Annotated in this window: 13 protein-coding genes and 1 pseudogene; 2 read left to right on the top strand and 12 right to left on the bottom strand. The window is 36.0% G+C overall.

Annotation, left to right across the window (positions count from 1 at the left end; genetic code table 11):
* Positions 1-30: 30 nt before the first annotated feature.
* From HMPREF0819_RS04815 to HMPREF0819_RS04845, 7 genes and pseudogenes are all read right to left on the bottom strand, one after another.
* Entirely contained in the window at positions 31-984 is a 954-nt protein-coding gene (locus HMPREF0819_RS04815; RefSeq protein ID WP_004232972.1) for a DUF6287 domain-containing protein, read from the bottom strand.
* 18 nt (positions 985-1,002) lie between these two features.
* Entirely contained in the window at positions 1,003-2,181 is a 1,179-nt protein-coding gene (locus HMPREF0819_RS04820; RefSeq protein WP_004232973.1) for a DUF6287 domain-containing protein, read from the bottom strand.
* An 89-nt stretch (positions 2,182-2,270) separates the two neighbouring features.
* Positions 2,271-3,203, bottom strand: a complete 933-nt coding sequence (locus HMPREF0819_RS04825; protein ID WP_004232975.1) for a manganese-dependent inorganic pyrophosphatase — start codon at positions 3,201-3,203, stop codon at positions 2,271-2,273.
* A gap of 152 nt (positions 3,204-3,355) precedes the next feature.
* Complete coding sequence (locus tag HMPREF0819_RS04830; protein WP_004232976.1) at positions 3,356-3,973, bottom strand: hypothetical protein; 618 nt, start codon at positions 3,971-3,973, stop codon at positions 3,356-3,358.
* A 60-nt stretch (positions 3,974-4,033) separates the two neighbouring features.
* Complete coding sequence (pflA, locus tag HMPREF0819_RS04835) at positions 4,034-4,822, bottom strand: pyruvate formate-lyase-activating protein (RefSeq protein ID WP_004232977.1); 789 nt, start codon at positions 4,820-4,822, stop codon at positions 4,034-4,036.
* 74 nt (positions 4,823-4,896) lie between these two features.
* The gene (locus tag HMPREF0819_RS04840) at positions 4,897-6,228 is read right to left on the bottom strand and encodes a hemolysin family protein (protein ID WP_004232978.1); all 1,332 of its coding nucleotides are present in this window, start codon (positions 6,226-6,228) and stop codon (positions 4,897-4,899) included.
* 171 nt (positions 6,229-6,399) lie between these two features.
* A pseudogene (locus HMPREF0819_RS04845) lies at positions 6,400-8,316 on the bottom strand (glycoside-pentoside-hexuronide (GPH):cation symporter).
* 191 nt (positions 8,317-8,507) lie between these two features.
* On the opposite strand from HMPREF0819_RS04845, the gene HMPREF0819_RS04850 reads away from it, so the two are divergent.
* Positions 8,508-9,290, top strand: coding sequence for an ABC transporter ATP-binding protein (locus HMPREF0819_RS04850; protein ID WP_004232982.1), 783 nt, complete (start codon positions 8,508-8,510; stop codon positions 9,288-9,290).
* A 42-nt stretch (positions 9,291-9,332) separates the two neighbouring features.
* Here HMPREF0819_RS04850 and mnmM read toward each other — a convergent pair whose 3' ends face one another.
* From mnmM to HMPREF0819_RS04870, 5 genes are all read right to left on the bottom strand, one after another.
* Complete coding sequence (gene mnmM, locus HMPREF0819_RS04855) at positions 9,333-9,881, bottom strand: tRNA 5-(aminomethyl)-2-thiouridylate-methyltransferase MnmM (RefSeq protein WP_004232983.1); 549 nt, start codon at positions 9,879-9,881, stop codon at positions 9,333-9,335.
* Positions 9,878-10,813: a tRNA modification radical SAM protein MnmL/YtqA gene (mnmL, locus tag HMPREF0819_RS04860; RefSeq protein ID WP_004232984.1), complete on the bottom strand. Its 936-nt coding sequence runs from the start codon at positions 10,811-10,813 to the stop codon at positions 9,878-9,880. Before mnmL ends, mnmM begins: the two co-directional genes overlap by 4 nt.
* A 156-nt stretch (positions 10,814-10,969) precedes the next feature.
* Positions 10,970-11,665 (bottom strand): site-specific integrase, encoded by a 696-nt coding sequence (locus HMPREF0819_RS09360; RefSeq protein ID WP_237393045.1) that lies wholly within the window; start codon positions 11,663-11,665, stop codon positions 10,970-10,972.
* Positions 11,617-12,099 (bottom strand): tyrosine-type recombinase/integrase, encoded by a 483-nt coding sequence (locus HMPREF0819_RS09365; RefSeq protein ID WP_237393046.1) that lies wholly within the window; start codon positions 12,097-12,099, stop codon positions 11,617-11,619. The genes HMPREF0819_RS09360 and HMPREF0819_RS09365 overlap by 49 nt, the downstream gene beginning before the upstream one ends.
* A gap of 60 nt (positions 12,100-12,159) precedes the next feature.
* A complete protein-coding gene (locus tag HMPREF0819_RS04870) occupies positions 12,160-12,390 on the bottom strand; it encodes a hypothetical protein (RefSeq protein WP_004232989.1) in 231 nt (76 codons plus the stop codon).
* Between the two features lie 154 nt (positions 12,391-12,544).
* On the opposite strand from HMPREF0819_RS04870, the gene HMPREF0819_RS09370 reads away from it, so the two are divergent.
* Positions 12,545-12,832 (top strand): ISL3 family transposase (locus HMPREF0819_RS09370; RefSeq protein WP_004232992.1); only part of this gene is annotated, 288 nt, incomplete at its 3' end.

Here is a 12,832-nt window from a genome sequence, read left to right on the forward strand (position 1 = left end):
AACAAGAAAACTTGTTTGCTTTTTGTTTTGCTATTTTCTATAATAATATGCTTCTGCAGGAAAATCGACAAATTGCTGACCTGCTACTAATCTTGGTTTAGAAATGTCTGAATAATCTCCTAATGGATTTTCTACACCAATCGGAAATAATCCAATAGCAATTCCTCCCGGTGTTCCATCTATAGAACCCGCAGCCAAAAATACTAGTCCTTGATTATTTCTTGACACTGAAAATATCTTAGCATCATCACCAAGCATACCGTCAGAACTTATATTCAAAATCTGTCCTCTACCATTAACCCATGTTCCTGCTAATGATTCGTAATTTCCATAGAGGATTTGTTCGGTATTAATATCATCCGAAGATTGAGTTTTATTTGGTGATAATTCCTGCCAGTCTAAAGAACTGAAATCAAACACTTTTTTTCCTTTTACATCAAAGTAATCCGTTAATTCCACATCTTTACCAATCGGTACAGTAGCACTTTTTATAGTATCAATACCACTATTATCTCTTCTTAATTGATACTGGGTATCTTCCATTTCTGTTCCTGTTGACGTCCACTTAGCAGTAATAATCGTTCCATCTGTGTAAATATTTGCAGCTTCTCGATAACCACCACTTGATGCAACATAACTTTGTGCCAAATAGTCAGCTACTCCGTTATTATCATAATAAAGAGCCGCAAATTCAACTGTTCCCGTAGACTCCCAGTACCGTCCAGAAAATAGTTCATCCTGACCATTCCCATCGATATCATAATAAGCGTAATGCGTCGCTGGAGTATCACTTGTATCATTTCTAAGTTTTTCTAAAACGATATCATAAATACTATTATCACTAGCTTCTTTTTTATCAGATGTCAAAGTAGATGAAGATGAGCCAGTATACCAATTTCCTGATACTTTCTGATTACTATTTTTCTTAGAACATGCACCTAAAACTAATAAAGTAATAACAATTAATAGAATTCTCTTTTTCATTTACAATTTCCTTCCATGTTATTGACGATAATAATAGTAATCATTAGATAAATGATAAACACCATTCTGTGTTGGTACAATTCGGGGTTTAGAAATATCAGACTTATCTCCCGATGGGTTTTCAAACCCAACTTTAAATAACGCCAATAAACCACCAGTGAAACCATTCCCCATTTTTATGTAAGGAATGCCATCATTTTCATATCTAAAAGCACCTTGCAAACTTTCTTCATCTGTGGCTCCACCTCCTGAGCTGACAACAGAGCCATCAGCTTGAATAACAAGAGTATCACCTTTTCCGTTACGCCATGTTCCGGCAAGCGATTCGTAGTTTTCATCCTTTATCTCTTCCAAATTAATATCATTGGCTGATTCTAGTTCAGCATCATAAGCTAATTGTGTTTTAAGAGCACCAGACCAAGCATAACATTTCTGACCATCAATATTAACTTCCCACCAAGTTGAGTTATTATCAACTGATTCTCCACTAACATAATCTAATACTTGAAGAATATCACCCTTTTGTTTTTTAGTAACAACATCAGCTGATAAGCTTGGTTTTAAACGTAAGTTCAATACATCTACACTAACAACGTAGTTAGCTTTTTCAGGTTTAGCATGAAAATAAACTTGTAATGCTGATTTTACCTCTTCATCTGTTGTTAATACTTTATTACCATCATCATTAGTATAACCATAAAGCACTACCTTGTTTTCATCTTTTACAGAATTAACATTGCCATTAACACGTTGAAGTTCTTGAACAGGAATATCTATCGTGATTTTAACACTTGGAACAAGTTCTACTCGACTAGGTTCTTCTCCATTTACAGTCATATTACCTGATGTAACATAAGTTTGTACAGTATTAGAATCCTCATAATCTTCGATTGTGTACTGTCCTTTTAAAGGATTTCCAGCATTAAATGCCATCAATTCTGCGCCAGATCTACATAAAGTTGCAGTACCATCATTATTTAAGCTTATCCCACATGTCATCAAGGTTGAAGTATTTGATGCAACATAATAATAACGATAATTTAAAAACCAATCAGAATAATCTTTTTTCTCTTTTGTTACATTCTTAGACTTGATAACTTCTCTTGAGCCATGGCTTGTTTTTACTTTACTACCAATTGATTGCTGATGACATCCAACTAAAATAAAACAACAAAATAAAAAGATAATTTTTTTCATATCAATATCTTTAATTTTTTATCTCCTCAATATACAAAGCATACAAAAAGGCGACTTGCATCGCCCTTTTGTTATCCTATCACTTTTGATTAAGCGTTGAAGCTTTCTGTCAATTGTGGAACAACTTGTTTTTTACGTGAAACAGCACCTGCAAGGAATGCGTGGTTGTTTTCCAGTTTGAAGTTGAATGCTGCTTCAACTTTATCCATGTTAGCACCAAGTGCCAAGATTTCAGAGTTTGAGTTAAGGATATCAGTAATCATAAGAACGAAATCAGAGTATCCGTTAGCTTGGATAGCAGCTGTCATTGCAGCTTCGATTTCTGCTTGACGTTCAAGAACTTCGTTGATATCAACAGTGTTAACTTGTGCAACACGAACTTGGTTTCCGTTAAGTTCGAATGATTTTGCATCGATGTCAATCAATTCTTCAGCAGATTTTGTTGCCAAGTTTGTACCAGCTTTAAGCAATACCAAACCGTATTCTTCAAGGTTAACACCTGCGATTTCTGCCAATTCAGCAGCTACAGCTGGGTCAGTTGCGTGAGTTGTTGGTGATTTAAGAAGAAGAGTATCTGAAATCAAACCAGACAATAGCAAACCAGCCATTTCTTTAGGAAGAGCTACACCATTTTCTTTGTAAAGACGGTAAACGATTGATGAAGCTGAACCAACTGGTTCTAAACGCATGTAAAGTGGGTTAGCAGTTTCAAAGTTAGAAACACGGTGGTGGTCAATAACTTCGATAACTTCAACGTCACGAATATCAGAGATTGATTGTTGGAATTCGTTGTGGTCTGTCAAAATAACTTGGTCAGCACCTTCTGCTTTTGCTGATTCAACAACACGCGGTGCTTCAACACCAAAATAGTTCAATGCAAAAGTTGTTTCTTCATTTGGAGTTCCAAGAGCAACAGCTTCAGCATCCATACCAAGTTCACGTTTCAAGTGTGCGTATGCAATTGATGAACCAAGTGCATCAGAGTCTGGATTTTGGTGACCAAAAACTAAAATTTTAGACATGTTTTTTACCTCATAATAATTATTTACCTCTTATTTTAGCAAAATTTAAGATAGATAGCAAAGCTGGCAGCTGGTTTTAAGGTAATATCAAACAAAAAAGCATCATCACCAGCCAATCGACTTACTCGCCAGTGAAAATGCTTTTGATATTTTTAATCTTGTTCAGAATGGTTGTCATCAGAGATTGTTTTTTCTACCTCTGAGTCATTTGTAGAAACTTCTTTATGCGTAGCTCTTTCATGTTCTAATGCCAGACGCAAGAGACGCTCTTCTTCCTCACGATTTTCCTGATTGCGGATAGCTTCTTGCTGCTTACGATAAGCCATAAATTTTCGACTGTTATCCACAATGTGCAAACGTTTAATACCTTTTACAAGTAAACGCCAAACAAAAGTAATCAGTGATTCTAACAAGAGCAAAAGCTCAATAGCAACTACACCAAGCAAACTCCACGCCATAAATAGCGTCACAAGCAACTGCGAAAATATCTTCTTAAGATTGCCTAAATCATTATTATGGATGGATAGTGTTTCCAAGAAAAGGTTAAGAATGCCTTGTAAAAGCCCTGATTTAACAGATTTATCGCTTGATAAATCTAATTCGCCTTGGCTTGGCATCACTAAAACAATATCACCATCTTGAATATAATCAACCTTATCACCCAGTGTAATGTCAAAATCAAACAATTCACGCGCTAATTTCTTAATTTTTCCATCCTGTGTTAAGTACACAAATTTATCATCAAATTTTAAAATTTTGTAACTGTTCATAGTGTCCACCTTGTGATAGAGCTTATCAAAGATTCAAGTCAATGTCAATAGTCATAAGGACTACTGATGAATACGTTTCATGTACTCTGTGTACGACTCTGTGTGCATAAGCTCTTTAGCATTTTGGACACGTTCTTTCGTCGGTGGTTTCACCCCTTCGAGACTGTAGGGAATTCCCAATTCATGCCATTTGAATTCACCCAAAGTGTGGTAAGGAAGAATTTCAAACTTATCAACATTTTCAAGTGTCTCTACAAATTTTCCAAGGTCAATCAAATCCTCATCAAAATCAGTTAAACCAGGAACCAAAACATGACGAATCCAAACTGGAATTTTCTTATCAGACAAATAGCGAGCAAAAGCTAGAATATTTGTGTTTGGTTGACGTGTAACAACAATGTGTTGTTTTGGATTGATTTCTTTCAAATCCAAAAGCACCAAATCTGTAACAGCTAATAACTTGTCAACAATCTCGTGATATTCTGGTGTATCACGGAAAGTAAACCCACAAGTATCTAGCGTGCAGTGAATGCCTAACTCCTTAGCTTTGGTAAAGAGAGCAGTCACAAAATCAATTTGTAACATGGCTTCACCACCTGAGACAGTGATACCACCATTTTCACCCCAGAAATGTTTGTAGCGAAGTGCTTCTGCTAAAACATCATCAACTGTTCTTACTCGTGATTTATTGCTTTCTAATGCCCAAGTATCAGGGTTGTGGCAGTATTGGCAACGCATTTTGCAGCCTTGCATAAAAATGACAAAGCGAACGCCTGGACCATCAACAGAACCAAAACTTTCTGTTGAATGAACCATTCCAGTCACTTTTCCGTAATCAATTTCAGCCATTTTCTATCATCCTTTGTAACCGTTTTTCTAATTTTCATTATACCATTTTCCAATGAAAAAAGACTAAGTCAAACTTAGTCTTCTTCATTATTCTGTTCTATATCAGAAAAAACGACTTTTAGTTTTGTCACACGACCATCTTTGACTTTGTCATTTGTCAAAGCGATGTGCTTATCTTTTGACTCAACTTCAAACGTTTCACGACTATCTTGGCTCGGAATATTTCCGACACCTGTCAAATAAAATCCAGCGATTGTATCAACGTCGTCACTATCCAAATCAAGGTCAAAGTAATCATTGAAATCATTCAAAGTCATCGTACCTAAAACGATGTAAGTGTGTTCACCAATCTCTCGAACAAATTGTTCTGCTCTATCTGTTTCATCATCAATCTCACCGACAATTTCTTCAAGAAGGTCTTCAAGGGTTACAATCCCTGCAACACCTCCGTATTCGTCTAGCAAAATTGCCATCTGATTTTGAGTATTTCGCAACTGGCGCAACAAATCATCCACAAAAATTGTTTCAGGAACAAACAAAGGTTCTTGTAAAATTTTGCGCAAGACAATATTGTCAAAGCCATCACGAAAACCAGCAGCAAGCAGACGTTTTGTGTGAAGAACACCGATGATTTTATCTTTGTCATCATCATAGACAGGAATACGTGAGAAATGATTTTTCAAAATATCTTGGATATTTTCTTGCGTATCATCGTTAATGTCAATCATGAAGGCATCTGTACGAGGCACCATGACCTCACGCGCCATTAATTCATCCAATGAGAAGACACCTTGTAGCATTTCAATTTCTTCTGCATCAAGCGTTTCTTCACTCTTTGACAACATGTATTCAATTTCATCACGCGTCATTTTTTCATCAGCATCATCAAATGTCATCGGCGTAATGCGTGATAAAAAATTCGTTGAAGCTGAAAGCAACCATACAAATGGACTAACAATTTTTCCAATAAAAATAATAATCGGAACAGAAATGACGGCAAGATTTTCTTTGAGGTTCATCGCGATACGTTTTGGATAAAGCTCACCAAGAACAATCGAAATGTAAGTCAAAAAGACAAGAGAAATAATGCTTCCCGCAGTCTGTGCCCAAGCAAAATTACCAAACCATGAAGCAATAACACTACCTAGTGAAGCTGACAAACTAGCCCCTTGCAACAGACTGATAAATGTAAGCCCAACTTGGATGGTTGATAAAAAGTTATTAGGTTTTTCTAAAATAGAAAGAAGTCGAATAAACTTCTTGTCCCCTTCTTCTGCTTTTTGTTCAACACGTGAACGATTTAAAGAAACAAGTGCCATCTCAGATGCTGAGAAAAAGGCATTAAGCAAAGTCAAAATTAACAATGATACAAATTGAAAAACTAAATTCTGACTCGGGTCTTCCATATAAATCTTACTCCTCTTTTATAAAAATTAGGCAAAAAACCTACATACAATTCTTAATACAGTGACTTCATTATAGCACATTTTCTAATTAAAGTACTAAACAAATACAATCATTTTATACTATTAAAAAAACCAGTTTAAAACTGAGCTTTGTTTTGAAACAATTTATTCTTAATGCAAAGTAAGCACATTGTCACCTGCTTTAACAGTTTCTCCAGCTTTTGCTTGCATGTTAAATGTTTCAAAAGCATGAGTGTTTGTAACGGTAATAATAACAGTATCATCAAGACCAGCTTTTTGAATAACTGGATCCCAGAATTCAATTAATTTATCACCTTTTTTAACACGTTCTCCTTCGACCACATATGATACAAAGCCTGTGCCTTTTAATTTGACAGTACCAAGACTCATGTGAATCGATAGAACAATACCATCTTCAGAAACCAAACCAACAGCGTGACGTGTCGTAAAGACTTGACGAACCATGGCATCAAACGGTGCGTAAACACAACCATCACTTGGCTTAATGGCAAATCCTTTACCAAGACCTTCGCTAGCAAAGACTGGATCAGCTACTTGTGACAAGTCAAGAAGTTCACCAGCAATCGGTGCAGAAATAGTCAAGCCACCATCTGTTTCAACTTCATCATCAACATATTCGTGACCCCAAGTACGTTCAAGTTCTTCGACGATTTCAGCGTGTTTTTCTTCGGTTAATTTAACACGGAAGAAAAAGACAACACTACTTAGAATAATCAAAGCAAATGGTAAAGCAAATACGTGAAGTTTGAATGACATGGCAGCTGCTTTTGTAATTGAATCAGCTGTCGCACCTGTTGTCATACCAGCAGCAACCGCTGCAGCACCAATAACAAGGTTTGAAATAGCACCACCAAATTTATCAAGCAAAGGATGAACTGACAATGTCAAAGCTTCGTCACGGTGACCAAGTTTCCATTGACCATATTCAACACAGTCTGTGATAATCATCAAAACAACTAGAAAGACAAGTGGTTGTGGAATAAAGAATAATTCAGCAGCGACCAAGACAAGAGTGAGTGAAGTTCCAGCTACTGATAACAAACCAATACCACAAAGCATAACAATGATACATGCAAATAATAGATGACGTCGGTTCAATTTTCCAGCTAATTTAGGGAAAAGTGATACTGACAACAAACCAACAACCGTGTTAATTGTACCAAGGATTGAGAATTGGGCAGCATGTCCCAAGATATAAGTGAAATAATACAATTCAGAAGCATTTAAAATGCTGATACCTGTAGTGTACAAGACATATGACAATGAAATTGCCATCAATTGATCGTTTTTAGTCAAAACTTTAAGAACATCTTTAAAACCAGTCTTTTCAGTATTTTTTCGAAGATTTAACTCAATTTCGTGTGTTCCAAATGCAACGGCTAGAACAGTCAAAACACCGAGCAAAGCTACGATGAAAGCAAATCAGAACCTACCACGATTATCACCAGCACCACCATTACGATTTAGTGAGAAGAAAAGTACAATCGGCATGATGACAACACCGACAATGTTAGCACCAATAGTTGATCCGATACGAGCAAAGGTTGCTGTTTTTCCACGTTCTTCTGAACTAAATGACAAAGCAGGAACCATTGACCAAAAACCAATATCTTTAAATGAATAGAAAATATCCATTGTAATGTAGATAAATGCAAAGATAATCAAGTAAAGAACTGGATTTGTCTTGTTAAGACCTCCCATGTCTGTAAACAAAATCAACAAAGCAATCGAGCTGATTGTACCACCAGCAACTACCCAAGGTTTAAATTTACCCCAACGAGTTTTGGTATTATCAATCATATTTCCGATAAAAGGGTCGATAATCAATTCGACAATACGCAAACCTGCAATAATCTGAGTGATGTATAAAACCATGCGATTATTTTGTGCCGCATCACCTGTGTTAAATAAATGTGAGGTAATAAAGGTGATGAAATATGTTGACAAGGTTGCATAGAAAATATCATGACCAAATGCCCCAAAAGCATATGAGATTCGTGATGTTACAGCCTGTTTCTTTGAAACTGGATTTGATTTAGTATCCATAAAAATCTCCTTCTAAAAGTAACTTGTTTTTCATTACAGTTTTATAGTAAACGTTTTCATAAAAGAAGTCAATAAGTTTTAGTAAAGTTTTACTGACTTTTTAGTTTAATGAATCAAACCTTTCAATAGGTATTTGTCTGAATTTTCTAAAAATGGTATAATAACTGTCAAACACATCTCGGAGGTCACTTATGGCTCAAATTACTTTGGAAAATGTTACGCTATCACGACAAAATAAAACCCTTCTCAAGGACATTACTTGGAAGGTCAACAAAGGGGAACATTGGGCAATCTTAGGGCTCAACGGGTCTGGTAAAACATCACTTCTAAAACTTATCACAGCAGAATACTGGACAAGTCAAGGTAGTGTTGAGGTGCTGGGAAATAAATTTGGTGGGACTGATATCAGCAACATGCGTACCAAAATCGGCATTGTCGGTTCATTTATCGCAGAACGTCTCTCTCCACACATGCTTGCTGAAAAAATTGTCCTGACTGGAAAATATAAATCAAGCATTTTATACACTGAATATGGCGAAAAAGGGCTAAACGAGGCAAGACAAATGCTCATCTCAATTGGCGGTGAACATCTTCTTGGTCGTATTTATGCCAGTCTTTCACAAGGTGAAAAGCAACTACTTCTCATTGCTCGTAGCCTTATGGAAGAACCTGAGATTTTAATTCTCGATGAAGCAACCAGTGGTCTTGATTTATTTGCTCGTGAAAAATTACTCCGCCAAATCGAGCAAATCACGACTCTTCCAACGGCACCAACCATCCTCTACGTCACTCACCACGCAGAAGAAATCACACGTTCTTTTACCCACGTTCTTCTCCTCAAAAAAGGGCAAATCATTGCCGAGGGTCCTAAAAATGAAGTTCTTACTGAAACTATTTTATCTGATTTTTATGACCAAAAAGTCTCAATCGTGCCGCTCGGTGATGACCGCATTTACATCAAACCTGAATTTTAATAACGAAAAACCTCTATGACCTTAATCATAGAGGTTTTATTATTAACGTAATTTTTCAATCATAACCAAGAAAGGTGGTTGGTGAATTTGGTTAAGAGGTTTGTAAAGCATGGTTGCAAACTCTTTTTGGTCAAGAGCTGACACGTAATCAAGCACAGCATCTTTTTCCATGTCCCCACCTTCGTGACCATAATAAATCATGATAGCTAGACGGCCACCGATTTCAAGACGTTCTAAGATTTTTTCAATAGCCACTAAAGTAGTATCAGGTTTTGTAATGACTGTCTTATCAGCACTTGGCAAATAGCCAAGGTTGAAAATAGCTGCGCGAATTGGCTCACTGACGTATTTATCAAGATTTTGATGCCCATCTAAAATCAACTGCGCATTTGAAATTGCCTGTTTTTCTAGGCGTTCTTGTGTGCTTTTTAGCGCTTGTTCTTGCACATCAAAAGCGTAAACTTTTTTAGCATGCTGAGCGAGAAAAGCTGTGTCATTGCCATTTCCCATGGTTGCATCAACAGCTACTGCACCATCATCTAGCACCTCAGCCAAAAAATCATGTGATAAGTGTAAGGGACGTTTGATCACGATTCAACCTCCTCTAATTTACATCCTTGATAAGAACCTCGACGTTCCATTTCTTTGTCAATGGCGTTTAAAACTTCCCATTTCTTGAGGCTCCACATTGGTCCAATCAACATGTCACGCGGAGCATCTCCAGTAATACGGTGAATAACAATATTTTTAGGAATAATTTCCAACTGGTCGCAGATAATATTGACATATTCATCCATACTGAGCAATTTTAAACGGCCTTCATGGTAATCACGTTGCATTTTGGTACTTGTCATCAAGTGAAGCAAATGAAGTTTAATACCGTCAATCTCATTATCCGTCACACAACGTCGAACATTTTCAATCATCATTTCATGAGTTTCACCAGGAAGACCGTTAATCAAGTGAGAAACGATTTCTACTTTTGGGGCTAGCTCGCGAAGGCGTTTAACAGTTTTAACGTACAAATCATAGTTATGACCACGGTTGATGATTTCAGAAGTTTCATCATAAGTTGTCTGCAAACCAAGCTCAACCGTTACGTGCATGCGCTCAGACAATTCAGCGATATAAGCAATGGTCTCATCAGGCAAACAGTCTGGTCGTGTCCCAATGTTAATGCCGACTACACCAGGTTCATTAATGGCTTGCTCATAACGTTCACGAATGACATCTACTGTATCATGTGTATTGGTAAAATTTTGAAAATACACCAAATATTTTTTGACCTCTGGCCATTTACGGTGCATGAAATCTATTTCTTTATAAAATTGATCACGAATTGGCGCATCTGGAGCTACGATAGCATCACCAGAGCCTGATACCGTACAGAAAGTGCAGCCGCCATGTGCTACCGTTCCATCACGGTTTGGACAATCAAAGCCAGCATCAATAGGAACTTTGAAAATCTTTTCTCCAAAAAGCTCGCGATAATAATCATTTAGAGTATTGTAACGTTTTTTCATAGCTTATATTATAACACCTAATATTCTTTTACAAAAGCACTTACTATCAAATACTATCATTTACTACTATTTCACGACTTTCTACTTTTTTTCTTTAACGACTACCTATTACTTATTTCTACTTATTTACTTCATTTTTGGTTAGTTTTTGGTTACTTAGATTGCAACAGATTCTAACTTTTCAAAACTATTTTGTTTCATCTTTTCTGTAATATGCGTATAAATTTGAATGGTTGTTTTTTCATCACTATGTCCTACACGTTCCATAATTTCTCGAATATGAAAACCTAATTCAGCTAGTAAACTAATGTGTGAATGTCTAAAAACATGACTAGTTAACTTAAAGCTATCTGTTTTTCCAAGTTTTTCGCTATCAAAATAACGTTGAATATACGAATTAAACGTATTCATTAAAAAGAAATCACCACAACCATCAGTAAAAACCAAATCTTTATCACTTACAACAGTTGTTAAACATTTTAATTCATACAATAATTCAACTACTCTACTGTTAAAATAAACTTTTCGATAGGAATGAATTGTTTTTGGTGTTGTAATTTGATAATCTGACTTCTTATTTGCCCTTTGAACAGTATGTTTTACTGTCAATATTCTAGTCTCAAAATTAATATCAGACCACATTAACGCCTGTGCTTCACCAATACGCAAACCTGTTAAATACAGAAACTCAACTAAAATATTAAATATAGGATTAGTTCCCACTTCATCAAGAACATTTAAATAAAGTCGTATTTTCTCTCTTGAAAAATAACGCTCTCTCTTTAACTCTAATTCTTCCCGTGTTACTTTATGTTTAGGTAAAACAACATTATCCATTGGATTATCAGCCAAATAACCAACTGCTTTAGCATAAGCAAAAAAGATGATAAATAAACTCTAACTAAATTTCGATAACCATACGACCAATCTTTAGCCAATAAATATTTTTGTAAATCAGGTGACTTAGCTTTGGTTAATTTTTCATTACCAAAAACCTTTATAAACTCTTTCATTATCCCCATTTGCGTTCGTAATGTACTAGGTTTTACTTCCATTCGGCGAATGACTAGCCATTGCTCATACACCTCTTTGACAGTTTCAACTTGCAATGAACGAAAACTATTTTTCTTGCTAATTTTATCTTCTAAAATTCGTTTTGCTTCTGCCTGTGCAGCCCGTGTCTTGGACTTTAAAGTGACAGAAACTTGTAACCACTTCTCCTCTCTTATATTCCAATATTTCTGATAATAGCGATATTTACCATTAGACAGTTCTTTATAAAACATATGAGCTCCTATCTTAACAATAGCAAGCATATCTTTAATCAATGCTTACATTATAACACTTTACTTAAATCTTCGTTTCTCACACCAACGCAAATAGAGGTAAAAACCTCTAACATTAATCATTGTCATTCGAGTTGATGGACGTAATATCACATGCTTAAATTGCTCATTATCAGCAATATTTAAAATATATTTATTCAATGTTCCTACTTTGAAATAGGGAAAGTATTTTTCAATTAATTCCTGTTTGTTTACCATCACATCAGGAAAATTATTAATATTTTCTTTCATACATTTTTACCTCATTTTGTACACAAAAAACGGCTCTATAATTTCTGTAGTGGGTAATGCCACTTTGGAGATTATAGGGACTTTTTTGAGTATCAAAAAAGTCCCATAAGACTTATAATGAAAAGCGACCAAACAACTCATTAGAAAGGCTCATATGGAACAGATTAATAATACTACAGAACTCATCGGAATTAAAGACAATAATATTACCATTCAAAAGGCTCTTGATGGTGGCAGCCACCGTAAAATCTACGCTAAACTAGATTATACGCCTCCCTTGTGCCCCCATTGCCAAGGGACAATGATTAAATATGATTTCCAAAAGCCTTCTAAAATCCCTATCCCAGACACTGCCTTTATGCCTACGGTACTCCTACTCAAAAAGCGGCGCTTCCAGTGCAAAGCCTGTAAACGGGTGACTGTCTCTGAACCCCCACTGGTT

It is taken from the genome of Streptococcus equinus ATCC 9812 (assembly GCF_000187265.1).
In the GTDB taxonomy this organism is placed as follows: Bacteria; Bacillota; Bacilli; order Lactobacillales; family Streptococcaceae; genus Streptococcus; species Streptococcus equinus.